Source organism: Williamsia maris (assembly GCF_024171815.1).
GTDB lineage: Bacteria > Actinomycetota > Actinomycetes > Mycobacteriales > Mycobacteriaceae > Williamsia_A > Williamsia_A maris.
In genome coordinates this window covers 949,374-973,677 of sequence record NZ_JAMTCJ010000001.1, presented here as the reverse complement: position 1 = coordinate 973,677, position 24,304 = coordinate 949,374, and the positions used below count along the sequence as shown (strand labels likewise).

The window sequence follows — 24,304 nt, the reverse complement described above, 5'->3', positions numbered from 1 at the left end:
ATTCTGACACCTGTCTCGCACACGTTGGTAAGCCAGCGTACATATGGCGATCAATTGAGATCGGAGTGGTTTGTGGATCTCTTGTTACTGACAGCCGATCCCACCCCTGAGTCCGTCTTGCCGTCGTTGTCACTGCTGGCTCATACAGTTCGCGTCGTTCCCACCGAGGTGTCCTCGCTCATGGAGGCAGGCAACGCCGACGTGGCGATCGTCGATGCCCGGACCGACCTGGCCGCTGCTCGTGGCCTGTGTCGGCTGCTCGGCAGCACCGGGTCGTCGGTGCCCGTGGTCGCCGTCCTCACCGAGGGCGGGTTGGTCGCGGTCAACGCGGAGTGGGGGCTCGACGAGTTCCTGCTCCCGAACACCGGCCCGGCCGAGCTCGACACGCGGCTCCGCCTGCTGGTGGTGCGCACGAGGGGAGTGGCCGCCGAGGAGTCGAGCGGCAAGGTCTCCCTGGGCGACCTGGTGATCGACGAGGGCACCTACACCGCGCGGCTGCGCGGTCGGCCCCTCGACCTCACCTACAAGGAGTTCGAGCTCCTGAAGTACCTGGCGCAGAACGCAGGTCGGGTCTTCACCCGTGCACAGCTGCTGCAGGAGGTGTGGGGTTACGACTTCTTCGGTGGCACCCGCACGGTCGACGTCCACGTCCGACGCCTGCGCGCGAAGCTGGGCCCCGAGCACGAGGCGCTCATCGGGACGGTCCGCAACGTCGGTTACAAGGCGGTCCGTCCGAGTCGTGGCCGTGGCGAGTCCTCCGAGGGGTCGGCACCTGACGAACCGAATCCCGATGACGAATCGACCGACACCGATTTCGACGACACCGTCCTGAGCCCGATCAGCAATGGCAACTGACTCCGTCGGATCGGATGTCGAGACCCTCGACGACCTCGATCCCTCCACGGCAGCGGCCGCCCGCGACCTCGTCGAGCGCGTCGCGAGAGCGGACGGCGTGGACGGTCTGTCCGAACAGGCCCGGGCGGCAATCGATTCCGGTGGTGTCACCCATGTCGTGCGCAGGGCTACCGACGACGGCACGCTGGTCGGCTACGCCAACATCACCCCGGGTCGCGACGACGAACCGTCGATGGTCGAGGCAGCCGTCGATCCCGGTCACCGGCGGCACGGTCACGGTCTCGCGCTGGTCCGATCCGCGCTCGACACGGCACCCGACCCCGCACGCATCTGGGCCCACGGCGACCTCCCCGGCGCGAAGGCGCTGGCGACAAAGCTCGAACTCACCGCCCTGCGCGAGCTCCTCTCGCTGCGTCGCCCGCTCGGCGACGCCGACAACCCGTTGCCGCCGTTGGACATCCCCGATGACCTGCTGCTGCGGACCTATGAGGGCAGCGGCGACGACGCCGAGATCCTCCGCGTCAACAACGCCGCGTTCGACTGGCACCCCGAGCAGGGCGGCTGGGCCATCGACGAGATCACCGCGCGAACGGGGTCGGATTGGTTCGACCCCGAGGGCCTGTTCCTGGTCTTCGACCGCGCCGACCCGAACACACTGCTGGGCTTCCACTGGACCAAGGTGCACCCGGCCGTGACGAACCCGGATGGCGAGGACGAGCCGGCACTCGGCGAGGTCTACATCGTCGGTGTCGACACCGGAACCCAGGGCCGCGGACTCGGTCGGATCCTGACCCTCGCGGGTATCCGGTACCTCGAGGACACCGGCCTCGGCGAGGTCGAGTTGTACGTCGAGGGCGACAACGCCGCCGCGCTGCACACCTACGCGCGCCTCGGTTTCACGCAGCACTCCATCGACGTCGCATACGGCTGAGAAAGCTCCGAACCTTGCGTTCCCGGCCCGGCCCGGGTGTGTGCTTGCTCACGCCAATTCGTTGCCTCCGGAAACGGTTCTCACCTGGACTGATGGGTTGTGCCGTGTGTTGGCCGACCGACCATGTTGACGGCTGATCTATTCACCGCGCGTTCACCTTTTGTCGGCGGACCGTCCACCACTGCGCCCTAACTTTCACTCCAAGAGCAAGCATCACCACACAACGGAGGACCTTGGCGTGAAACTCAACCTGAGCTCGGCTGCGCGCAGCGGCGGTGTCGCCGCGAGCATCGTGGTCGCGGCCGCACTCACCTTGTCGGCCTGCAGCGGCGGGGGCGGAAGCGATTCCGGCGACGCCAGCGGCGACAACAGCTTCAGCGGCCAGGCCGTCAGCGGCGAGGGTTCCACCGCCCAGCAGAAGGCCGTGGAGAAGTTCCAGGATGTCCTCGCCAGCAACGGCGGCATCGTCCTCAACTACACCGGCAGCGGCTCGGGAGACGGCGTCAAGAAGTTCCTGAGCAGCGACGTCGACTTCGCCGGCTCGGACTCGGCCCTCAAGGCCGACGAGGCCGCCACCGCCAAGACCCGTTGCGCGGGCAACGACGCATGGCACATCCCGCTGGTCGCGGGCCCCGTCGCCATCGCCTACAACCTCAGCGGCGTCGACGACCTGATCCTGAACCCCAGCGTCCTCGCGAAGATCTTCGACTCGAAGATCACCACCTGGAACGACCCGGCCATCGCAGCACTGAACCCGGGCAAGACCCTCCCGTCGGACAAGATCGTCCCGGTCCATCGCAGCGACAGCTCGGGCACCACCGACAACTTCCAGCGCTTCCTCGGCGACACCGCCAAGGCGGACTGGCCGTACGCGCACGACAAGACGTTCAAGGGCCAGGGCGGCTCGGCCGCGTCGAAGTCGACCGGTGTCGGTGACACCGTCAAGAAGACCCCCGGCTCCATCACCTACGTCGAGTGGGGCTTCGCCGAGCAGAACAAGCTCAGCCTGTCGCAGCTCGACTTCGGTTCGGGCGCAACCAAGCTGACCTCGGAGACCGCGGGCAAGGCGCTGGAGAACGTGTCGTTCAAGACCCCCGGCTCCAAGGACCTGGTCGTCGACACCGACAAGCTCTTCGCCACCAACACCGCAGGCGCCTACCCGCTGCTGCTCACGACCTACGAGATCGTCTGCTCCAAGGGTTACACCGGCAACAAGGGCGCGATCCTGAAGTCCGCGTTCACCACCATCCTGAACAACGGCCAGGAAGGCCTGGCCGACGAGGGCTACGTCGCCCTGCCCGACAGCTACAAGACGACCCTGCAGGGAACCGTCGACGCGCTGGGCTGATCCGGATTCACCGGGCCAGATCGAAGAACGACATCTGACGCCCGCGGGGCCGCGACATTGCGGCCCCGCGGACGCAGTTGAGACACTTGGGGGACATTGCTCATGACCGAAGTGCACGGTGGCAGCTTGCGCGCCGGCCAGACGGCTGACTCAGAAGGATCCATGACGTCATCGATCAGCGGCCCGGACCCGATGGCCGGCGTCGCACCCGGCCCAGAACCGACCGGGGACAACGCGGACAAGCCCGACGCCCCGGGCAAGGGGTCGGTGATCCGACTCGGGGACCGCATCTTCCGGACCCTCTCGGTCGGCTCCGGCATCGTCATCTCGGTGCTCATCGCGCTGATCGCGATCTTCCTGGTCATCCAGGCGGTACCGGCGCTGCTGAAGAACTCGGAGAACTTCTTCACCTACACCGGTGACTGGGTCACCTCGGGTGACGATCTCCAGTTCGGTATCGCCAACCTCTTCTACGCGACGCTGGTCGTGTCGGTGATCGCGCTGATCCTGGCCATGCCGATCGCGCTGGGCATCTCGATCTTCCTCACCCAGTACGCCCCCAAACGTCTCGTCGGGCCGATCACCTACCTTGTCGACCTGCTCGCCGCGGTGCCCTCGATCGTCTACGGCCTGTGGGGCATCCTGGTTCTCGGGCCGGCCCTGGTGCCCCTCGACAACTGGCTGGTCGACAACCTCTCGTTCCTGCCGTTCTTCCAGGAACCGACTCAGGTCGCCAACCTCTCCACCGGCGGCACCCTGCTCACCGCGGGAATCGTCCTCGCCGTGATGATCCTGCCGATCATCACCGCGGTCACCCGCGAGGTCTTCGTGCAGACCCCCACCGCGCAGCGTGAGGCCGCACTCGCCCTCGGCGCTACGAAGTGGGAGGTCGTCCGGGTCTCGGTGCTGCCCTTCGGGTTCTCCGGCTACATCAGCGGCTCGATGCTCGGCCTGGGCCGCGCCCTCGGCGAGACGATGGCGCTGCTGCTCATCATCTCCACCGCGGGTCCGCTGGACTTCAACCTGATGGAGAGCGGTGAGACGTTTGCGACCAAGATCGCCAACAACGCCGCCGAGTTCGACTCGCCCATCAAGACCGGCGCCTACATCTCCGCCGGCCTGACCCTGTTCGTGCTGACCTTCATCGTCAATGCCGCGGCCCGCTCGGTCGTCGCCGGAAAGGCGAAGTCATGACTGCCACTCTCGAGACCCCGAATCCCAGCCTCGGTCCGGTCAAGCGGGACGCGTCCGGCTTCACCAAGGTCACCGGCCGACGCAAGTTCACCGACCGGACCGCGCTCGTGCTGGTCTCGGCCGCGCTTCTGATCGCCCTCGCGCCGCTGGTCTGGTTGCTCGTCACCCTCGTCGTCCGGGGCATCAGCCCGATCCTGTCCGCCGACTGGTGGCAGTTCGACGAGCTGCACGGCGGCGCGTTCAACGCGATCGTCGGCACCCTCCAGCAGACGCTGCTGGCCGCGGTCATCTCGATCCCGGTGGGCATCTTCGTCGCCATCTACCTCGTCGAGTACGGCAACAAGTCGGTGCTGGCGCGTTTCACCACCTTCATGGTCGACATCCTCTCCGGAGTCCCGTCGATCGTCGCGGCCCTGTTCATCTACGCCGTGTGGCGCACCACCCTCGGCCTGCCGCGCTCCGGCTTCGTCGTGGCGCTGGCCCTGGTGCTGCTGATGATCCCGATCGTCGTGCGCTCCACCGAGGAGATGCTGAAGATCGTCCCGCAGGATCTGCGCGAGGCGTCCTACGCGCTGGGTGTGCCCAAGTGGCGCACCATCGTCAGCATCGTCCTGCCGACGGCACTCTCGGGAATCGTGACGGGTGTGATGCTCTCGGTTGCGAGAGTCATGGGTGAGTCCGCGCCGGTGTTGATCCTGGTCGGCTCCACCCGAGCGGTCAACAACAACCCGTTCGAGGGCAATCAGCAGTCGCTGCCTCTGATGATGGTGCAGCAGTACAACAACGGTCCCGACGCACTCGACAAGGTCTGGGGCGCGGCGTTGACCCTGGTACTGATCGTCGCGGTGATCTACTTCGGCGCCAAGCTCGTGTCCCGCCTGTTCGCCCCCAAGAAGGCCTGACCACTCTCCGACGGCCCCTCGGCCCCACAGACATTCGAACGACTCGAACGAAAGCGACACCATGGCAAAGCGTCTCGACCTCAAAGACCTGAACATCTACTACAGCGCATTCCACGCCGTGAAGGACGTCAGCCTCGACGTCCCGCCGCGCTCCATCACCGCTTTCATCGGCCCGTCGGGCTGCGGCAAGTCGACGGTCCTGCGCACGCTGAACCGCATGCACGAGGTCACCCCCGGTGCCCGCGTGGAGGGCAAGGTGCTGCTCGACGGCGAGGACATCTACGGCCGTTCCGTCGACCCGGTGAGCGTCCGCTCCACCATCGGCATGGTGTTCCAGCGCCCCAACCCGTTCCCGACCATGTCGATCCGCGACAACGTCGTGGCCGGCCTCAAGCTGCAGGGTCTGCGCAACAAGAAGGAGCTCGACGAGGTCGCCGAGCGCAGCCTGCGTGGCGCGAACCTGTGGGAAGAGGTCAAGGACCGTCTCGGCAAGCCCGGTGGTGGCCTCTCCGGTGGACAGCAGCAGCGTCTGTGCATCGCACGTGCGATCGCGGTCTCGCCCGAGGTGCTGCTCATGGACGAGCCGTGTTCCGCGCTCGACCCGATCTCGACCCTCGCGATCGAGGACCTGATCACCGAGCTCAAGAAGGACTACACGATCGTCATCGTCACCCACAACATGCAGCAGGCCGCGCGTGTGAGTGACCAGACGGCGTTCTTCAACCTGGCGGCGACGGGCAAGCCGGGTCAGCTCATCGAGGTCAACGACACCGAGACCATGTTCTCCAACCCCGAGCAGCGCGCCACGGAAGATTACATCTCCGGCCGCTTCGGATAGACCCCACCGACGACAAGAGCCCCGGTCCTCCTCGAGAGGGCCGGGGCTCTTTGTTCGTCTGGCTCCGAGAACGGGTCAGGCCTGGGCCTGCTGCTGTCCCTCCAGGAACTGCTCGGGGGTCTTGCCGGTGGACTGGAACACCACGCGCCGACCGATGAGCACGGCGTGGTCGGCGAAGCGCTCGTAGTAGCGACCCAGCAGCGTGACGTCGACCGCCGCGGCGACGCCGTGGCGCCACTCGCGGTCCATGAGCACCGTGAACAGGTGCCGATGCAGGTCGTCCATCGCGTCGTCGTCGGCCTGCAGGCGCAGCGCGTCGGACGGGTCCTGGCTGTTGAGCACCTCACGGGCGTTCATCGCCAGGGCGACCGCGAGTCGGCCCATCTCGGCGAAGTAACCGTTGACCTCCTCGGGCAGCGCCTTCGCGGGATGCCGGCGACGGGCGACCTTGGAGACGTGCAGCGCGAGCGCACCCATCCGGTCGACGTCGGCGACGATCTGGAAGCCGCTGACGATCGCGCGCAGATCACCGGCGACCGGTGCCTGCAGCGCGAGGAGGGCGAACGCCTGTTCCTCGGCCTGCGCCGAGAGACGGACGATCTGCTCGTGGTCGGAGATGACGCCCTCGGCTACGGCGAGGTCGGCCTGGAGAAGTGCCTGTGTCGAGCGCTCCATGGCGACACCGGCAAGCTGGGACATGTGTCCCAGGATGCGGTTCAGGTCAGCCATCTGCTCGTGGTACGCGGTACGCATGTGCCAAGGGTACTGGTGACGGCGAAGCGAACGGTTCTATCCCGGTGAACGCGTGGTGAACGGGACGCGGATACCTCCGATCCGACCCATCGCACCGCACGTCAGCCGCTACAGGAGGTGTCCGCCCCGTTGGTGACGCTGAGGTCGCTGGGCAGGTCGATGGCCTCCGACGACTGCGGGTTCTCGGTCACCGTCAAGCGCGTGCCCGCATCGGGTACCGGCTTCAGCTCGCCCGGGTAGTCGCTACCGAGGAGCACCTCGACGCCGGACTTGACCGTGCGGTCGGGCTGGATGACCGCCCCGGTGATCATCGACGCGACGGTCGCGGCGGCGGCCTGCTGGCCGGGTCCGTAACGCACGACCGTGGTCGTCTGGTTCTCCGAGGCGTCGGCGACACCGCGGACGTCGAAACCCAGCTGCGACAGGCTGTCGGACACCCGCGATGCGAGGCCGGCGGTTCCGGTGCCGTTGAGCACCCGCACACCCACATTGCCCGGGGTCGTCGCCGACGCGGTCGCCTGGGTCGGGGTCTCGGGTGCGGTCGACGTGGGGGCACTGGAACTGCTGCTCGAGCTGGATGACGACGAGGACGACGACGGTGCGGCGGCCTTCTGCTCGCCGGGCAACTGCTCGTCGTTGATGATCGCGTCGAAGATCGCGTTGATGTCCTCGGTGCGGGGGATCTCGTTGTTCGAGCCGTCGGTCGTGGTGCCCGACGTCGGTGTCGTCAGGAAGGTGACGCGACCGGCCTGCAGGCCCTGCAGCGACTGCCCGAGATTGATCAGGTCCTGGGTGTTCACCTGATCGACGAAGCTGTTCTTGATGAACGTGTTGATGATGCCGTTGAGCTTGACCGGGTTGGACAGGACCTGGCCGGAGAGCATCCCGCGGAGCAGTGACGACAGGAACAGTTGCTGGCGTTTGATGCGGCCGTAGTCGCCGTTGCCCTCGGTGTCGACGGTGCGGGCACGCACGTAGTTCAACGCCCGCTTGCCGGTGACCTTCTGCGAGCCCGCCTTCGACAGGATCTGTCCGAGTTCGTAGTCGTAGAGCGGGGTGGGCGAGCAGACCTGCACGCCGCCGAGCTTGTTCACCACCTGCTCGAAGCCGAAGAAGTCCATGGCGATGAAGTGGTTGATGTTGAGGCCGGAGAGCTGCTGGATGACCTCGACCGCGCATTTCGGACCGCCGTCGCCGTAGGCGGTGTTCAGCTTCGCGCCGGTCTCGGCGGGTACCACGTCGCTCGTGTACGTACCGGTGTTGTTGTCCCAGCCGGCGCACTGCGGGCGGTCGATCTGCAGGTCACGGGGGAACGACACCGCGACCACGCGGCTGCGGTTGGCCGGGATGTTCACCAGGATCACGGTGTCCGAACGGGCGCCCTCGGCGTCGGCGGTCGTACCCGCTCCGACTTTGCCGTTCTTGCCGACGCGGGTGTCGGTGCCGACGATCAGGTAGGTCTGGTCGCCGTACTGGGCGTCCTTGTTGCGGATGTTCTTGTCGTTGGCGTTGACGGCCTCGATGGTGCGGAACTCCCCGTTGGTCGCCCGGAGATAGCCCCACACGGTCCCGGTGCCGACGAGGGCGAGCACGCAGGCCACGGCGATGAGGACTCGACCGGCCGTGGTCGCGGCGTGGCGTCGGTGTTGGCGTCTGGCGGCCTCGGCGAGTCGGTCGTCGCTGGGCGGCAGCACGGCCGGGCCGGCGTTGCGACGACGGCGGTGGCCGCTCGCTCGCGTGGGGGTGTCGGACGAGTCGGCGTCGGCCGGGACCGGGGTGATCGTCTGTGTCGCGTCGTCGTCGATGTCGGCGGGCGGTGCGGGGCGAGATGCGGACGGTCGTGACCTGGGCGGGGTGGGGCTCGATGTCGCCGATGACGACGGTGCCGTGCCCGAGGCCGCGGGGCCTGACGTGGGCTGTCCGGGCGAGGACTGGCCGGACTGCTCCATCTGACGGAGCAGCTCGGCGACGGTCAGGCGTTGGGTGCGACCACGCGGAACACCGCCGCGACCGGCGGGTTCCCGGAGGACATCGTCGGACGGTCGGTCCAGACGGCGCCGGATGTCGTCCCGGATGTTGTCGGGGGACGGGCTGTCCGGCCGCGCGTCCGACGGGCGGCTGCCGTCCCTGGGGGGACGCGGAGGTTCACCCGAATCGTTGGATTCGGGAGTGTGGTCGTCGCTCACCGAACTCCTCCGCTGTCAATGTCTCGCCAATGGTACTGGCAGGAGGCGGTATGACCGAGTGGGAACGGTTTCCGGCGGGGCTGCACTAACCGCCCGAATGCATGATCTCGGCGCCTGCGGGGACCGCATCGTCGTCGGGATCGTCGAGCCAACCGTGCGGGAGGGCGACCGCGGCGGGCGATCCCTGTCGTCCGCGCGGGCCGTGGCCGTCGAGCGGGAACGGGGCATCGGCGGGCAGGGTGCCGACCAGATCGATGAGCTGGTCGACCGTGGTCACCAGCGCGAGGTCACGACGGATGTCGGAGCCGACCGGGAAACCACGGAGGTACCAGGCGACATGCTTGCGGATCTCCCGCATGCCCTTGTCCTCGCCGTGGTGGTCGGCGAGCAGACGCCCATGTCGGACGATGATCTCGCCGACCTCCCCGAGGTTCGGCGGTGTGGGACAAGGCAATCCGTTGAGTTCGGCGCTCAGCTCGGCGAACAGCCACGGACGTCCGAGGCAGCCGCGGCCGATGACGACGCCGTCGCAGCCGGTCTGTTCCATCATCGCGACGGCGTCCGGCGCCTCGAAGATGTCGCCGTTACCGAGCACCGGCACGTCGGTCACGTGGTCCTTGAGCCGGGAGATCTCGCCCCAGTCCGCGCGTCCGGAGTAGCGCTGCGACGCGGTACGGGCATGTAGCGCAACTGCTTTCGCGCCCTCGGCGGCCGCGATGCGACCGGCGTCGAGGTGGGTGTGGTGTTCGTCGTCGATGCCGATGCGGAACTTCACCGTGACCGGCACGTCAGTACCCTCGACGGCACGCACCGCTGCGGCGACGATGTTCTGGAACAGCTTGCGCTTGTAGGGAATTGCCGACCCACCACCCTTGCGGGTGACCTTCGGGACCGGGCATCCGAAGTTCATGTCGATGTGGTCGGCGAGGTTCTCGTCGACGATCATCTTGGCCGCGGCGTAGGTGTACTCCGGATCGACGGTGTAGAGCTGCATCGACCGCGGGTTCTCGTCGGGGGCGAACGTCGTCATGTGCATCGTGGTCGGATGCCGTTCGACGAGCGCCCGAGCGGTGACCATCTCGCAGACGTAGAGGCCCGAGACGGTACCGGTGCGCGCGAGTTCGAGTTCGCGGCACAGTGAGCGGAACGCGACGTTGGTGACGCCGGCCATCGGTGCCAACACCACCGGGCTCTGCAGATCGAACGGCCCGATCGACAGTCCCGGACGTGTGCCCGGGGACACCGAGACCGCCGCGTCGGAGGTCTCCGGTGCGGCGGTCGGGGTGTCGATCAGGGTGGTCAGGACAACCTCACGAAGCCCGCGCCTCGCGCTTTGCCGCCTCACGGGCGAGCGCACGATCACGCATTTCCTCGAACTTGAGTGTGTCCTCGCCGAGCTTCTCGACGAAGAGGCCGAGACGTTCCTGGTCGGCCTGGCCCTGTGCGCCGAAGTCGTCGCGGTCGAAGACGTTGAGCTTGCGCAGGATGGGCAGGACGACTTCCTCGTGGTGCTGACGGAGGTCGTAGATGCCGTGCTTGGCCATCAGGACGCCGTGGCGACGGAAGTTGGGCATGCCGGCGCCGGGCATCTGGAAGTTGCAGATGACGTCGGTGACCGCACGCATGGTCTGATCCGGCGCGAGATCCATCGCCGCGGCGACGACGTTGCGGTAGAAGATCATGTGCAGGTTCTCGTCGGCCGCGATGCGCTGCAGCATCTTGTCGGCGATGGGGTCGTTGCAGGCGCGACCGGTGTTGCGGTGCGAGACGCGGGTCGCGAGCTCCTGGAACGTCACGTAGGCGACGGTGTGCAGCAGGCCGAGTTCGCCACCGTGGGCCTCGACCTCGTCGGCGCGGTCGCCACCGACACCGACCGAGGTGAAGCTGTTGGTCATGTGGATCATCCGCGCCTCTTCGAGGGCGACGGGATCGACACCGCGGGTGACCACCAGGTAGTCGCGCATGGCGAGACCGTGGCGGTTCTCCTCGGCGGTCCACCGGCCCACCCAGTGACCCCAGGCGTCGTCGGTGGAGAAGTTGTTGGCGATCTCCCGGTGGTACGAGGGCAGGTTGTCCTCGGTCAGCAGGTTGGTGATCATGGCCGCCTTGGCGACGTCACCGAGCTCGGACTGATCGTCGGAGTAGTCGACACCACCGAGGGCGGCGAAGTTCTTGCCCTCGTCCCACGGCACGTAGTCGTGCGGGTTCCAGTCCTTGGCCACGGCCAGGTGGCGATTCACGTTCTCCTCGGCAACCGGTGACAGCTGCTGCAAGAGCTCGAGTTGGGTGAGATCGCGTGCCATGTACTTCAACCCCTTCGACATCGTGCGTGATCAAGGATCAAGACTACGGGACCGACCTGGGTGACCCAACTTTTCGCAACGGTGTCGTGACGAATACCAACGCAGCTCAGGCGAAGTAGGAACCCGTCGTGGACATCCACGCCCGGGCCTCGTCGGTGAGGGTGCCAAGTTCCTTTGCCCGGACGCACCAGGTCATGGCGGCGCGACCGAACTTCATGGGGTTGTACACGTCCTCCTCGCAGGACCAGAGGCCGTCGCCCGCGTAGGTGAGGATCGTGATGTTCGTCGCGGTGATCACCGACCCGTCGCCGGGGTCGCGCAGCGGGTTGTCGATCTCGCAGATGACCCGTGCCGTGGCCGGATCGGTGACGTGCCACAGCGACGGGAACGCCACCATGTGGTTGCCCGGGAACGACCCCATCGTCTTCTTGATCCAGGGGCGGATCTGTTCGCGACCTTTCATCGTCCCCATCGCGTGCTCGATGTAATCGGCGTCGACGGTGAACTGTTCGGCCCACGGGTCCCATGCACCGGTCGCGGCGCACCGCTCGGTGGTCTGCTCGAACTGCTGGAACGCAGCGGTCAACTCATCGGCGTCGAAGCGGGGAGTCATGACCCGCACCCTAGGCGATCAAGCGCTCGCTTGGTTGGGAGTCGGTGATGCTCAGGCGGGGTCGAGAATGCGTTTCAGGAAGGTCTTGGTGCGCTCGTTGCTCGGTGCCCCGATGACGTCGGCGGGGGTGCCGCGCTCGACGATGGCGCCGCCGTCGATGAACAACACCTGGTTGCTGACCTGTTGGGCGAAGCGGATCTCGTGGGTGACGATCACCATCGTCGTGCCCTCGACGGCGAGGTCCTTGATGACACCCAGGACGTCGCCGACGAGTTCCGGGTCGAGTGCGGAGGTGGGTTCGTCGAACAGGACGACGGTGGGTTTCATCGCCAGCGCCCGGGCGATGCCCACGCGCTGCTGCTGACCGCCGGAGAGCTGATGAGGGAGTTGCTCGGCCTGCTCGGCCAGGCCCACCCGTTCGAGAAGCGCGTGCGCTTCGGTGCGGGCCTCCTCGGCGTCGCGCTTCTGCACGATGACCGGCCCCTCGGTGACGTTCTGCAGCACCGTCTTGTTGGGGAAGAGATTGTGCGACTGGAACACCATGCCGCTCTGCAGGCGATATCTCGCGAGCAGCGCGTTGTCGGCGCGGGTGAGCTTGCGCCCGGATCCGAGTCCCTTGCGCGGCGTGCCGAGGTCGGCGAAGTCGACGCTCACCTCGCCGATGCGGATCACGCCGGCGTCGGGGATGTCGAGGGCGTTGAGCGACCGGAGCATCGTGGTCTTGCCCGACCCGGACGGACCGATGATCACGGTGACCGATCCGGGGGCGACGGAGAAGTCGTTGTCGCGCAGCACCTGGATGGGCTTGCCCTTGGGACCGTCGAACGACTTCGTCAGGCCGGCGACCTCGACGACGTCGGTGCCGTGCAGGGTCTTCGGATCGGTCATGTCGCCACAAACTTTCTGAGCCGGGTCTCGAGATTGGATTGACCGAAGGACAACACCAGGCAGATCACCAGGTAGTACGCCGCTGCGGTGCTGTACAGCGCGAGGTACTGGAAGGTCGCCGCAGATGCGTTCTGGGCCTGGCGGAACAGCTCGGTGACCAGGATCGTCGACGCCAGCGATGTGTCCTTGACCAGCGAGATGAGCGTGTTCGACAGCGGTGGAACCGCGGTGCGGGCGGCCTGCGGCAGGATGATCCGACGCAGCGTCGTCGTGTAGTTCATGCCGATGGTCGCCGCTGCCTCCCACTGGCCCTTGTTGATCGACTCGATCGCCGCACGGATGATCTCGGCCGCGTAGCCACCGACATTGAGGCTGAAGGCGACGATCGCGGCCGGGAACGGGCTCACCACGATGCCCAGCTCTGGCAGCGCGTAGAAGATGACGAACAGCTGCACCAGCAGCGGCGTGCCGCGAATGATCGAGATGTACAGCGAGGCAATGCTGCTGACGGCTCGACGGCTCGACATGCGGGCGAGTGCCACCCCGAGGGCGATCGCGAGGCCGATCACAAAGCTGATCGCCGTCAGCGGGATCGTCCCCGTGATCGCCGACTTCAGCAGCGGCACCAGGTTCTGGCGCACCACGCTCCAGGCGCTCGGTGCCCGGTCGGTTGCATCGAAGTATTTGGCGTACGTCGAGTCGAGGGTGCCGTCCGACCGCAATGCGGTGATCTGCTCGTTGACGGCAGGCATCAGGCCCGAGCCCTTCCGGGCCGCGAACACCTGCTTGCTCACGTCGGGCGTCTTCGCCGCGATCTTCACGGACTTGTCGCCGGTCCTGGTCAGGAAGTCCTTGACGGTGAGCTCGTCGTTCACCGTGGCCTGCACACGCCCCTGACGGACGAGGGTGATGGCCTGGTCGAAGCCCGGCACGGGTTCGACCACGGCACCGGCGGACTTCGCGATCTCGGCGTAGTTGCTGGTCAGCGACTGCGCCGACGTCTTCCCTCGCAGGTCGTTGACCGATTTGATCGAATTGTCATCCGACTTGGTGACGACCACTCCGGCGGACTCGACGTACGAGTCAGAGAGGTCGTATCTCTGCGCGCGTTCGGCGGAGTACGAGATCTGGTTGGCGACGATGTCGAAGCGTCGCGCCTCCAGAGCGGGAAAGATGCTGTCGAAGGGGGTCTCGACGAATTTGACCCGCAGACCGAGTTTCTTGGCGACGTCGGTGATCACGTCGATGTCGAAGCCGGTGATCGGGCCGGTGCCATTCACGTGGTAGCTGAACGGCGTGTACGTCCCCTCGGTACCCACCGTCAGCACGCCGGGCTCGATGGTCGATATCGCGGGTGCGGCATCGGCACGCGACGCCAGCGCCGTGGAGCCCGCCATCACGGCCAGCAGCATCGTCAGGATCAGCAGCGGCAGCGTCATAGATCTACGCAGCGCGTGCGATCTGAAGGTCATGCCTCATCCAAGCAGCACCAGACCGGGTCAGTGCGCCAATGGCCCGCTGACCGCGCGGAACTTTCCGCCGACCGTGCCGATAAGTACCGCCGACCGTGCCGAAAATGCGCGCCGAGCGTGCGGCGGCGAAGCGTGGACGTCAACTGGTGCGCGGAGACCGCACGCTCGACGGTCATTTTCGGCACGGTCGGCACGGGCACGTCGTGACGTGCTCAGCAGTGGTCGTAGCGATGTGCCGGGTTGTCCGGTGCCACGAGATCCCGGTCGCGCAGGATCGTCATGCGCGGAGTGTCGGACCGTTGACATGCATCGCTGAAACTGTCGCGTAGGTCATCGGTGTACTCGATGTCGTAGACGTGGTCGCCGTAGGCACTCGCGAACTCCGAGCACTCGTCGTAGCGGTCGCACTCCTCGGAGATGGCGAAGTCGAAACCGACCTCGGTCCGCCCTCGGTCGACGAGATCGGCGGCGTTCTTCTGTGCGACCGCGAGCCCGGCATCGTGCGCGCGGTCGGTGAGCATGCGGGCGAAGTCGATGGCGTCGTCGACTCCGAATGCCCCCTTCGACCGCGTATACGAGTCGAGGTTGTCGAACTCGACGGCGCGGAATCCCTTTCGTGCGCACAGGTCGATGGTCGTCTGGTGGCGATCGGCTGCCGACCTGCGGTGGGCCGATGTCGACAGGTCGATCAGATGCTCGTCGGGCCACCCCGGGTCGACGAGCAGCGAACCATCGCTGCGGTGGACGAGGAGCTCATCGGGCCACGTGACCCCGGGCTGCGTCTGAAAACCGTTGACGTAACAGACCGAGTACACACCGGGCACAGGATCAGTGGTGCTGTCTCGCTCGACGACGGTGACGCCGGCAGGCGGCGGGTACGCCCCGCCGAGTTGATAGTCGAAGCCGCCCGTGGTTGGGGGCAGCGTGACCCCGACCGTTGTCCGTGCAGGTGACGACGTGGGTCCCGCGTCGGTGTTGTCGGCGGTCGAACACGCCGCCAGCGCGAGCGCCGCGATCACCAGCAGAGCAGGCGCCCTCACCGACCGCTGTTGTCCCACACCGACATCAGCTCGGCGAGGATGTCGGTGGCCATGCCGAGACCGCCGAGGTGACTGTCGCCGGGCATGGTGAACAGCTTCGCGTCGGGCAGCAGATCCACCATGTGCTCGCCGTGGCGGTGCGGGATGATGTGGTCGCGGTCGCCGTGCCACCAGCGCACCGGGACGGTGACGTCACCGACCCGGAAACCCCAATCACGAGAGAACACGACGACGTCGGCGAACGGTGCCTCCATGCGATGGCGGCCCCCGTTGAGGAGGTCATCGAGGAACATGGCCTTGAACTCCGGGCGGGCGAGCAACTGCCGATCGGCCTTGGGGGAGAGCAGTCCGTAGATCCCGATGGCCGGGCTCGCAATCGGGCGGGCGACGCGGATGAACGAGCTGACCGTTCGTCCGATGGGCGCGCCTGCGACCTGCAGGATGCCCGCCGCGTGGCGACCGAGTTCCATGGCCCCGCCCGAGACGGCATCCGGGCCGACGGTCGGCGCGACACCGCCGAGGATTCCGGCGACGACGACACGTTCGGGCAACGCGGCGGCGACTCCCAGGGCGTAGGGACCGCCCCCGGACAGGCCGATCATCGCCATCTGGTCGACGCCGAGAGTGTCGGCGACGGTGCGCAGGTCATCGGCGAAACCGAAGACCGACGGGTACCGGTACGGCGTGGACGACCCGACGCCGGGCCGGTCGAGTCCGATGATCCGGATGTTCTCCGCGTCGGCCCAGCGGCGCGCTTCGAGGGGGATCTGGCGACGAGCCCCCGGCGTGCCGTGGAGCCAGAAAACCGCACGTCCATGGGGTGAGCCGAACTCGGCGAAGCCGATGCGACGGCCCTCTCCCACGGCAACGGACCCCTCGATCTTGGGGCGTACTACGTCGATCATCAGTCCAGCATGGCACTGGCATCGACGGTGATGAGCGGAACCGGCTGGTCGGCGGCGTCGTGTGCGATCGAAACTGTGAGCAAAACGCGCAAAACGAGTCTTACGCGCTCAACCGTGACTGTGATCCACGCGACCCCGAGACTCCAGATGTAGCGAAGATCACTTCGCCCCGAATGCATGCCTCGCAAGGAAGCGGTACCCAACATGCTTGTAGCTCTCGGCCTACTGATGGTGGCCACGTTCATGTTCCTCATCATCACCAAGCGCTCGACACCGGTGGTCGCACTGATGTTGGTGCCCGTCGCGTTCGGTCTGTTCGCCGGCGCCGGGCTGGGTATCAGCGACATGATCACCGACGGGATCAAGGACCTCGCGCCGACCGCGGCGATGCTGTTCTTCGCGATCGTGTTCTTCGGGATCATGATCGACGTCGGACTCTTCGACCCGGTGGTCCGCCTCGTGGTGAAGCTGGTCCGCGACGATCCCGCGAAACTCGTTCTGGGAACAGCGGTCCTGGCGATGATCGTCTCCCTCGACGGTGACGGCTCGACCACCTTCATCATCACCACCTCCGCCCTGCTCCCGCTGTACCTCAAGCTCGGCGTCAGCCCGGTGGTCCTCACCGTTGTCGCCGGCCTGGCCAACGGCACGATGAACATCCTCCCGTGGGGAGGCCCGACCACCCGCGCCGCCGCGGCACTCGGCGTCTCACCGTCGGACGTGTTCGTCCCGATGATCCCGTCGCTCGTCGTCGGACTGCTCGTCGTGCTGCTGTTCAGCTACCACCTCGGCATCATGGAGCGTCGGCGCATCGGTAAGATCGAGATCCGCGAATCCGTGCTCGCCCGTTCGGGTTCCGGCGGTGACTCCTCGATCGCCGTTCTCGACGGCCCCGGTGGAACCCCGCCCCGTCGGTCGATGGGTACCGGCGACGGCCCCGACGACACCGACGACGCCCCGGCCGCCGACTCCGGTTCCACGAACTCCGGTTTCGCCGGTGACACCAAGAACTCCGGCTTCGCCGGGGGAGCGCTCGACGAGAACCGGGAGACACTGCGCCCGAAGCTGTTGTGGGTCAACGCCGGTCTGACCGTTGCCCTGCTCGCCGTGCTCGGTATGGACGTCATCGCCATCCCGGTTCTGTTCATGATCGCCGCCGGCATCGCGCTGGTCATCAACTTTCCCCGCGTCGCCGAGCAGCAGGCCGCCATCACGCGGCACTCGTCCTCGATCGTCGCCGTGGTGGCGATGGTGCTCGCCGCCGCCGTACTCACCGGTGTCATGTCCGGGACCGGCATGGTCTCCGACATCGCACAGTGGCTGACCTCCATCCTGCCGGAGTTCCTCGGACCGCACATGGCCATCGTCATCGGCGTCCTGTCGATCCCGTTCACGTTCTTCATGTCCAACGACGCCTTCTACTTCGGTGTGCTGCCGGTGCTCTCGGAGACCGCGGGCAAGTACGGCATCGACCCCTCCGAGGTGGCCCGCGCCTCCATCACCGGTCAGCCGTTCCACATGCAGAGCCCGCTGGTGCCCGCGATCCTGCTGCTCATCGCCCTCGCCGGGGTGTCGCTGGCCGACCATCACAAGAAGGTGCTGTGGCGCGCGGCCGTCGTCTCGCTGACGATGCTGGCGGTCGGCGTCCTCGTCGGTCAGATCCCGTTGTGAGCTGAGCCCTTTCTGACCGTCGGCTCCGCGATCTCGTCCAAGGTGGGCACCCGTCATCCGCCGGGTGCCTACCCTGGTCTGATGGCCCGGGTCGGTGAGGTGATGCGCGCCAGACCCTTGCGATCCGGACCCATGAAGCTGCGCACCCAGGTCCTGCTGCTGCAGATCGTCGTCATCGCGATCAGCCTCGCGGTGGGATTCGGGGTTCTGATCGCCGGTTCCGGTGATCGGCTTCGGGACGAATACGCCCAGCGCGCACTGGCGATCGCGCGGTCGGTGGCCAGCGATCAACAGGTACGTGACGAGGTCGCCCGGTACGCGTCGGCAGGCGGCACGGTGTCGCCGACCGGCGCCGTCTTGGCCGACGGACCGTTGGAGAATCAGGCGCGTGCGGTCGCCGCCCGCACCGGCGCGTTGTTCGTCGTGATCGCCAACGACCGCGGTATCCGGTTGGCGCACCCCGAGATCGACGAACTCGGCAAGCCGTTGAGCACCGACCCCACGAGGGCGCTCGGCGGCGACGAGGACGTCAACACCGATCGCGGCACCCTCGGGGAGTCGGTGCGGGCCAAGGTGCCGATCTTCGCCCGCACGGGTGCGGTCATCGGACTCGTCAGCGTCGGCATCTCGACGGAGAAGATCGGCGGTGATGTCCGCGACGACCTGTTCACGACGTCGGCGATCGCGTTGGTGGCGTTGGCGATCGGGATCATCGGGTCGATCGCGTTGGCCCGCCGATGGCGTCGACTCACGCTCGGCCTCGAGCCCGATCAGCTCACCGAGCTCGTCCGTGAGCAGCAGGCGGTGTTGCACTCGATCGGCGACGGCGTCGTCGCGGTCGACGCCGGTGGTGTGGTGCGGGTGATCAACGACCGGGCCCGCGATCTGCTGGCGCTGACCGGAGACGTCGGGCAACGCATCGAGACCGTCGGCCTGACGCCGCGTGTGCTGGAGGTGGCCCGCGACCCGGTCGAGATCCCGCGCGCTGCGGCCGTCGGTGACCGGATCGTGCTCGTGAGCTCCCGGCGGGTCCGACAGGACGGCCGTGACCTCGGCATCGTGGTGTCGGTGGTCGACCGCACCGACGTCGAGGGACTCACGCGTGAGGTCGCGTCGATCAAGGCGATCAGCGACGCGTTGCGTGCCCAGCGCCACGAGTCGGCGAACCGGATCCACGTGGTCGCCGGTCTGATCCGTCAGGGCGATGCCGCCGCGGCACTCGATTACCTCGACGAGGTGACCGGCAGCGGACGCTATGCGATCGAGGTGCCGGGCCTCGACAACGTCGCCGAACCCCACCTGCACGCCTTTCTCGACGCCAAGGCGGCCGCGGCCCGGGAGAGTGGCGTCGTGCTCACCCTCGGCCCGCAGACGTGGGTGGACGGCGAGTTGGTGTCGCCGGTCGACGTGATCACCATCGTCGGCAACCTGGTCGACAACGCCATCGACGCAGCGCGCACCGGTGGTCGCGAACCGCGGGTCGTGGAGGTCGAGCTTGTCATGGAGGACGCGAACCTCCTGGTCACTGTGGCCGACAGTGGTGACGGCATCAGCGTCCCCGACCCCGGCGACGTGTTCACCGAGGGCGTGACGACCCATGCCGACTCCGCGGTCCCCGGGGGCCGCGGCATGGGCCTCGCGCTGTCCCGGCAGTCGGCCCGAGGACACGGCGGCGACGTGGTGATCGGTGACCCCGGGTCGGCAGCCGACGCAGTCACGGGTGAGAGCATCGGGGACGAGAATCCGTTGGGCGGCGCGATCATGGTCGCGCGGATCCCCGATGTGCTGCGTGAGGGTGGTGTCCGATGAGCAGGAACGAGCTATCGCTGCTGGTCGTCGACGACGACTTCCGCGTGGCGGCACTGCACGCGTCGATCGCCGACGCGATGATCGGGTTCCGCACCGAGGCCAGGGTCGGCAGCATCGCCGAGGCACGGACCGCACTCGTCGACCACCCCGAGATCGATCTGGCGCTCGTCGACGTCCACCTGCCCGACGGTTCCGGCATCGAGTTGATCCGCGAGATGCGTTGCGACGCTTTCGTCGTCACGGCTGAGGAGAGCGCGACGGCCGTCCGTCACGCCTTCACTGCCGGTGCGCTGGCGTATCTCATCAAGCCCTTCGAGAACACCGAACTGGCCCGCCGACTGGCCGGCTACGCGCAGTACCGGCGCATCGTCGACACCACCACTCTGGGTCAGGCACAGGTGGATTCGGCCGTGGCGACCATGCGGGGCGACCGCGTCCCACAGGCTCGTGGGGACGAGAGTTCGCAGACCGAGAAGTCGATTCTCGGGGCCTTCGCAGACCAGGCGCGCCCGATGTTCGCCGACGAACTCTCCTCGGTCGTCGGCATCTCCCCACCCACCGCTCGTCGGTACCTGGCCTCGCTGGTGGCCGACGGACAACTGGTGATGAAGCTGCGATACGGCAGCACCGGGCGACCGAAACAGGAATATCGATTACCCGGTGTCGAATCGGCCCCGTAGGGGGTCGATATAGGGGGTGCGGGGATTTCCCCTGATCGATGCGGGGGATTCTCGGCTGATCACCGATAGGGGATCGGGGGATCATCCCCCTACTTCGAAAACCCTGGTCAAAGCACTATTCGACAGAGAATTCGCGGTGTTGTATCTCACTCATGACAAACAACATCGCACGCGCCAAGCGCATCGGAACTCTCGCCGGATCTGTCGCAGCAGCTGCTGCTTTCGCCGCGGTTCTGGGCGCGGGCACCGCGTCCGCAGCGCCGTCTCTGCTCAACCAGCTCGGCACCGCAGGAACCCAGACGATCACCCAGCTGGGCACCGCGGGCAGCCAGACGCAGCAGAACCTGGGCACTGCCGGCTCGCAGACTCAGCAGAACCTGGGCACCGCGGGCTCGGAGACCCAGAAGAACCTGGGCACCGCGGGCTCGGAGACCCAGAAGAACCTGGGCACCGCGGGCTCGGAGACCCAGAAGAACCTGGGCACCGCCGGTTCGGAGACCCAGACCAACCTCGGCACCGCGGGCTCGGAGACCCAGAAGAACCTGGGCACCGCGGGCACCGAAACGCTGACGAGCGTGGGCACCGGCCTGAACAACACCCTGCAGGGTCTGCTCGGAGGACGCTGAACTCGTAGTTTCCACACCCCCCCGCCGACCGGTGCCCGCGACCCCACGCGCGGCGCCGGTCGGCTTCGTCGTGTCAGGCCGATGGACAGTTCACTGCGCCGGCCGACCGATCTGGTCGAGCGCGGCCCAATCGTCATCGGACAGTGTGAGCCCGGCACCGAATGTGTTCTCGCGCAGATGCGTCGACGACGAAGTCCCCGGGATCAGCAGGATGTTCGGCGACCGCTGGAGCAACCAGGCCAGGCCCACCGACATCGGCGTCGACCCCAATCGATCGGCCACGGCCGAGAGCGCCGAGGACTGCAGCGGGCTGAAGCCGCCGAGGGGAAAGAACGGCACGTAGGCGATACCGGCGGCGGCGAGTTCGTCGATCAGCTCGTCGTCCTGCCGATGGGCGAGGTTGTACATGTTCTGGACGCAGACGATCGGGGCGATCGAGCGGGCCTCGGCGACCTGTTCCGCTGTCGCATTGCTCACCCCGACATGTCGGATGAGGCCGCGCTGCTGGAGTTCGACCAGCGTCTCGAACGGCTCGGCAACCGAACCGTCCTGTGGCCCGGTGGCGTCGCCCAGGCGGAGGTTGACCACGTCCAGGACGTCGAGGCCGAGTGTCTCCAGGTTGTCCTGCACCGCGCGGCGCACGTCCTCCTGCCCGCGTGCCGGTGGCCATCCGCCGTGCTCGTCCCGCCTCGCGCCGACCTTTGTCACGATGTGCAGGGATTTCGGGTATGGGTGCAGGGCCGTTCGGATCAGTTCGTTGGTGATGCGCGGTCCGTACGCGTCGGCGGTGTCGATGTGGGTGATTCCCAGTTCGACGACCCCGCGCAAGGTCTCGATCGCAGCGTCGACGTCGGCGGGCGGGCCCATCACCCCCGGTCCTGCGAGTTGCATGGCGCCGTAGCCGACGCGGGTCATGGCCAGCTCACCCAACGGCCAGGTTCCGCCGGGGAGGGATGACGAGGACGTGCTCATTCGTGTGCCTTTCGTTCTGGTGGTCTGTCACCTGAAATTCTGGCCGGGTAGCATCCCAACGGGAAGTAGGCACCTGTAAGTGCGTAACTCTCCGACCAGGAAGAGGTGTTCGATGGCGACGACGACAGCGGCCCAGAAGCGAGCGCAGGCCAAGGTGGACTACGACGCATTCCTGGCCGGATGCCCTAGTCGCCATCTGCTGGATCGAATCTCCGACAAATGGGTCACGTTGATCCTGGTCGGTCTCGGTGGCGGCGGAGCCGGATGCGACGGTGAACCCCGTGCGATGCGCTACTCCGAACTGGGGCGCCTGCTCGCCGGTGTCAGTCAGAAGATGCTGACCCAGACGCTGCGTTCGCTGGAGCGCGATGGTCTGGTCTCCCGAACGGTCACGCCGACCGTCCCCGTGACGGTGTCCTACGAGCTGACGGATCTGGGTCTGTCTCTGAACCACGTCATCGGCGGCGTCAAGGAGTGGGCCCAGGCGAACATGGACGAGGTGTTCACTCGCCGTAAGACGTTCGACGCCGACCGTGATTGATCAGGCGGTGGGCAGCAGATCGGCTGACACAGCGGCGATCTCAGCGAGGCGTGGTGGTGACGTGCCCAGGCGGCTGAGTTGGATCAGACCCTGCGACACCATCACGACGTGAGCGCTCAGCGCCGAGATCTCCGCCTCGGGCAGCTCGTCGAATCCCGGCCCGCGGAGTCGATGTGCCACCGCGGTTTCCATGCGTTGCGTGGCGCGGCCGATGACGGTGGTCACGGCGGGCACGCGATCCCCCATGTGCGCCAGCGTGTTCAACATCAGGCACCCGCGACGGTCCGGGTGCGACCCGCAGTCGGCGATCACGGCGTCGAAGTACACGCGGACCGCGTGCTTGGCCGAACCGCCGGTGGCGTCGAGTGTTGCCTGCACGAACGCCGCCCGGCGGTCGCAGTACCGGTCGAGAACAGCGACGAACAGACCCATCTTGTTCGAGTACGCGGCGTAGATGCTGCCGTTGCCGACGCCGGTCGCCGCCGACACGTCCTCGACCGAGGTGCCGTCGAAGCCACGCGACCAGAACAGTTCCTCGGCGGCGTCGATCAACGCGTTCTCGTCGAACCGGCGTGGGCGTCCCATGGCGACAAACGTAGCAATGTGTGGCGGAATCGGGATTGTGGAGGCACAATTCCATAACTATGACGCTGCTCGATCTACCGACCGGCCCCGTTCCCCGACGGCGTATCGGCATCCTGGTCTTCGACGGCGTCAAGATGTTGGATTTCGCAGGGCCCGCAGAGGTGTTCATCGAGGCCAATCAGACGGTCGACAACTACGACGTGGTGTTGGTGTCGCCGGACGGCAACGATGTCGCCACATCGATCGGCGCGCGGATGTCGGTGTCGGCCGCGGCAGCCGACGCCGGATGGTGCGACACGGTGATCATCCCGGGCAGCGAGATGTCGCCGAGCCGGTTCGTCACCCCCGAGGTGCTCGCGGCGACCACCAGTCTCGCCCAGGGCACCCGGAGGCTGGCGTCGGTCTGCAGCGGCGCCTTCGTCCTCGCGGCACTCGGGGTTCTCGACGGTCGGCGCGCGACCACGCACTGGAAGTTCACCGACAACCTGGCCCGGTTGTACCCGGCGGTGGACGTCGAACCCGATTCGATCTTCGTCCGCGACGGCAACGTCTACAGCTCGGCCGGGGTGGCTGCGGGTATGGATCTCGCGTTGGCGCTGGTCGAGGAGGATCACGGTCCGCACGCTGCGCGCCGCGTCGCGCAGTCGCTGCTGGTCTACATGCAGCGGGCCGGCGGACAGTCGCAGTTCTCCGCGTCGTTGACCGGTCCGGTCCCGCGCAGCGACCTCGTCCGTGAGCTGACCGACCTCATCTGCGCCGATCCCACCGAGGCGCACACGGTCCGGTCGCTGGCCGCCCACGCCGGTGTCAGTGCACGCCATCTCACCCGGTTGTTCCGCGCCGAACTCGAGAGCTCACCGGCGGAGTACGTCGCGCAGGTTCGCTTCGCGCTCGCGCGCGACAAGCTCGACGCCGGCCTGTCGGTCACCGAGACCGCGACCGCCGCCGGATACGGCAGCGGCGAGGCCCTACGACGCGCGTTCGTCGCCCGACTGGGCATCTCGCCGAGCAAATACCAGCGCCGCTTCCGGTCGACGGTGTCGAGCGACGTCGTCGACGAGAGCGCGCCTGAGGGTGAAGCGTTGGTGACCCGTATCGACGACCGTTCGCAAAGTCGTTCCATCGCTGCGGATCTCGGTGCCGAACAACTGGCCGATCCCGCGTAGGGGCACTAGGTCGCCGTGGCTTCAGC

Annotated in this window: 23 protein-coding genes; 12 read left to right on the top strand and 11 right to left on the bottom strand. The window is 67.0% G+C overall.

Annotated elements, in window-relative coordinates:
• Window positions 1-72: 72 nt before the first annotated feature.
• The 6 genes from LX13_RS04595 to pstB all read left to right on the top strand — a co-directional run bounded on the left by LX13_RS04595 (window position 73) and on the right by pstB (window position 6,068).
• A complete protein-coding gene (locus LX13_RS04595) occupies window positions 73-855 on the top strand; it encodes a winged helix-turn-helix transcriptional regulator (RefSeq protein WP_253660103.1) in 783 nt (260 codons plus the stop codon).
• On the top strand, window positions 845-1,786 hold the full coding sequence (mshD, locus tag LX13_RS04590) for a mycothiol synthase (RefSeq protein ID WP_253660102.1): 942 nt from the start codon (window positions 845-847) through the stop codon (window positions 1,784-1,786). The genes LX13_RS04595 and mshD overlap by 11 nt, the downstream gene beginning before the upstream one ends.
• A 238-nt stretch (window positions 1,787-2,024) precedes the next feature.
• On the top strand, window positions 2,025-3,134 hold the full coding sequence (pstS, locus tag LX13_RS04585; protein WP_253660101.1) for a phosphate ABC transporter substrate-binding protein PstS: 1,110 nt from the start codon (window positions 2,025-2,027) through the stop codon (window positions 3,132-3,134).
• Window positions 3,135-3,296: 162 nt separating this feature from the next.
• Entirely contained in the window at window positions 3,297-4,328 is a 1,032-nt protein-coding gene (pstC, locus tag LX13_RS04580; protein ID WP_253660100.1) for a phosphate ABC transporter permease subunit PstC, read from the top strand.
• The gene (gene pstA, locus LX13_RS04575) at window positions 4,325-5,230 is read left to right on the top strand and encodes a phosphate ABC transporter permease PstA (protein ID WP_253660099.1); all 906 of its coding nucleotides are present in this window, start codon (window positions 4,325-4,327) and stop codon (window positions 5,228-5,230) included. The genes pstC and pstA overlap by 4 nt, the downstream gene beginning before the upstream one ends.
• A gap of 61 nt (window positions 5,231-5,291) precedes the next feature.
• Window positions 5,292-6,068, top strand: a complete 777-nt coding sequence (gene pstB / locus LX13_RS04570) for a phosphate ABC transporter ATP-binding protein PstB (protein WP_253660098.1) — start codon at window positions 5,292-5,294, stop codon at window positions 6,066-6,068.
• Window positions 6,069-6,143: 75 nt separating this feature from the next.
• On the opposite strand, the gene phoU is transcribed toward pstB, so the two are convergent.
• From phoU to LX13_RS04525, 9 genes are all read right to left on the bottom strand, one after another.
• Window positions 6,144-6,821 carry a phosphate signaling complex protein PhoU gene (phoU, locus tag LX13_RS04565; RefSeq protein WP_188491478.1) on the bottom strand — a complete coding sequence of 226 codons (678 nt, stop codon included), beginning with the start codon at window positions 6,819-6,821 and terminating at the stop codon, window positions 6,144-6,146.
• A 101-nt stretch (window positions 6,822-6,922) separates the two neighbouring features.
• A complete protein-coding gene (locus LX13_RS04560) occupies window positions 6,923-9,007 on the bottom strand; it encodes an LCP family glycopolymer transferase (RefSeq protein ID WP_253660097.1) in 2,085 nt (694 codons plus the stop codon).
• An 85-nt stretch (window positions 9,008-9,092) separates the two neighbouring features.
• The gene (gene dusB, locus LX13_RS04555; RefSeq protein ID WP_253660566.1) at window positions 9,093-10,178 is read right to left on the bottom strand and encodes a tRNA dihydrouridine synthase DusB; all 1,086 of its coding nucleotides are present in this window, start codon (window positions 10,176-10,178) and stop codon (window positions 9,093-9,095) included.
• A gap of 139 nt (window positions 10,179-10,317) precedes the next feature.
• Complete coding sequence (locus LX13_RS04550; RefSeq protein WP_253660096.1) at window positions 10,318-11,310, bottom strand: acyl-ACP desaturase; 993 nt, start codon at window positions 11,308-11,310, stop codon at window positions 10,318-10,320.
• 106 nt (window positions 11,311-11,416) lie between these two features.
• Window positions 11,417-11,923 (bottom strand): nuclear transport factor 2 family protein, encoded by a 507-nt coding sequence (locus LX13_RS04545; protein WP_253660095.1) that lies wholly within the window; start codon window positions 11,921-11,923, stop codon window positions 11,417-11,419.
• A gap of 51 nt (window positions 11,924-11,974) precedes the next feature.
• Window positions 11,975-12,811, bottom strand: coding sequence for an amino acid ABC transporter ATP-binding protein (locus tag LX13_RS04540; RefSeq protein ID WP_253660094.1), 837 nt, complete (start codon window positions 12,809-12,811; stop codon window positions 11,975-11,977).
• Entirely contained in the window at window positions 12,808-14,283 is a 1,476-nt protein-coding gene (locus LX13_RS04535; RefSeq protein ID WP_253660093.1) for an ABC transporter substrate-binding protein/permease, read from the bottom strand. The genes LX13_RS04540 and LX13_RS04535 overlap by 4 nt, the downstream gene beginning before the upstream one ends.
• A 212-nt stretch (window positions 14,284-14,495) precedes the next feature.
• Window positions 14,496-15,323 carry an endo alpha-1,4 polygalactosaminidase gene (locus LX13_RS04530; protein WP_253660092.1) on the bottom strand — a complete coding sequence of 276 codons (828 nt, stop codon included), beginning with the start codon at window positions 15,321-15,323 and terminating at the stop codon, window positions 14,496-14,498.
• On the bottom strand, window positions 15,320-16,228 hold the full coding sequence (locus tag LX13_RS04525; RefSeq protein ID WP_253660091.1) for an alpha/beta fold hydrolase: 909 nt from the start codon (window positions 16,226-16,228) through the stop codon (window positions 15,320-15,322). Before LX13_RS04525 ends, LX13_RS04530 begins: the two co-directional genes overlap by 4 nt.
• A gap of 204 nt (window positions 16,229-16,432) precedes the next feature.
• Here LX13_RS04525 and LX13_RS04520 point away from each other — a divergent pair, with 204 nt between their 5' ends.
• From LX13_RS04520 to LX13_RS04505, 4 genes are all read left to right on the top strand, one after another.
• Complete coding sequence (locus LX13_RS04520) at window positions 16,433-17,899, top strand: CitMHS family transporter (protein ID WP_253660090.1); 1,467 nt, start codon at window positions 16,433-16,435, stop codon at window positions 17,897-17,899.
• 132 nt (window positions 17,900-18,031) lie between these two features.
• Complete coding sequence (locus LX13_RS04515; RefSeq protein ID WP_253660565.1) at window positions 18,032-19,708, top strand: ATP-binding protein; 1,677 nt, start codon at window positions 18,032-18,034, stop codon at window positions 19,706-19,708.
• On the top strand, window positions 19,705-20,388 hold the full coding sequence (locus LX13_RS04510) for a response regulator (protein ID WP_253660089.1): 684 nt from the start codon (window positions 19,705-19,707) through the stop codon (window positions 20,386-20,388). The genes LX13_RS04515 and LX13_RS04510 overlap by 4 nt, the downstream gene beginning before the upstream one ends.
• A gap of 152 nt (window positions 20,389-20,540) precedes the next feature.
• Window positions 20,541-21,014, top strand: coding sequence for a hypothetical protein (locus LX13_RS04505; protein WP_253660088.1), 474 nt, complete (start codon window positions 20,541-20,543; stop codon window positions 21,012-21,014).
• Between the two features lie 90 nt (window positions 21,015-21,104).
• On the opposite strand, the gene LX13_RS04500 is transcribed toward LX13_RS04505, so the two are convergent.
• Window positions 21,105-21,986: an aldo/keto reductase family oxidoreductase gene (locus tag LX13_RS04500; protein ID WP_253660087.1), complete on the bottom strand. Its 882-nt coding sequence runs from the start codon at window positions 21,984-21,986 to the stop codon at window positions 21,105-21,107.
• A gap of 112 nt (window positions 21,987-22,098) precedes the next feature.
• On the opposite strand from LX13_RS04500, the gene LX13_RS04495 reads away from it, so the two are divergent.
• Window positions 22,099-22,527 carry a winged helix-turn-helix transcriptional regulator gene (locus tag LX13_RS04495; protein WP_253660086.1) on the top strand — a complete coding sequence of 143 codons (429 nt, stop codon included), beginning with the start codon at window positions 22,099-22,101 and terminating at the stop codon, window positions 22,525-22,527.
• Here the strand turns inward: LX13_RS04495 and LX13_RS04490 are convergent, their stop codons facing one another.
• On the bottom strand, window positions 22,528-23,112 hold the full coding sequence (locus LX13_RS04490) for a TetR/AcrR family transcriptional regulator (RefSeq protein ID WP_253660085.1): 585 nt from the start codon (window positions 23,110-23,112) through the stop codon (window positions 22,528-22,530).
• Between the two features lie 59 nt (window positions 23,113-23,171).
• On the opposite strand from LX13_RS04490, the gene LX13_RS04485 reads away from it, so the two are divergent.
• Window positions 23,172-24,278 carry a GlxA family transcriptional regulator gene (locus LX13_RS04485; protein ID WP_253660084.1) on the top strand — a complete coding sequence of 369 codons (1,107 nt, stop codon included), beginning with the start codon at window positions 23,172-23,174 and terminating at the stop codon, window positions 24,276-24,278.
• The last annotated feature ends 26 nt before the right edge of the window (window positions 24,279-24,304 follow it).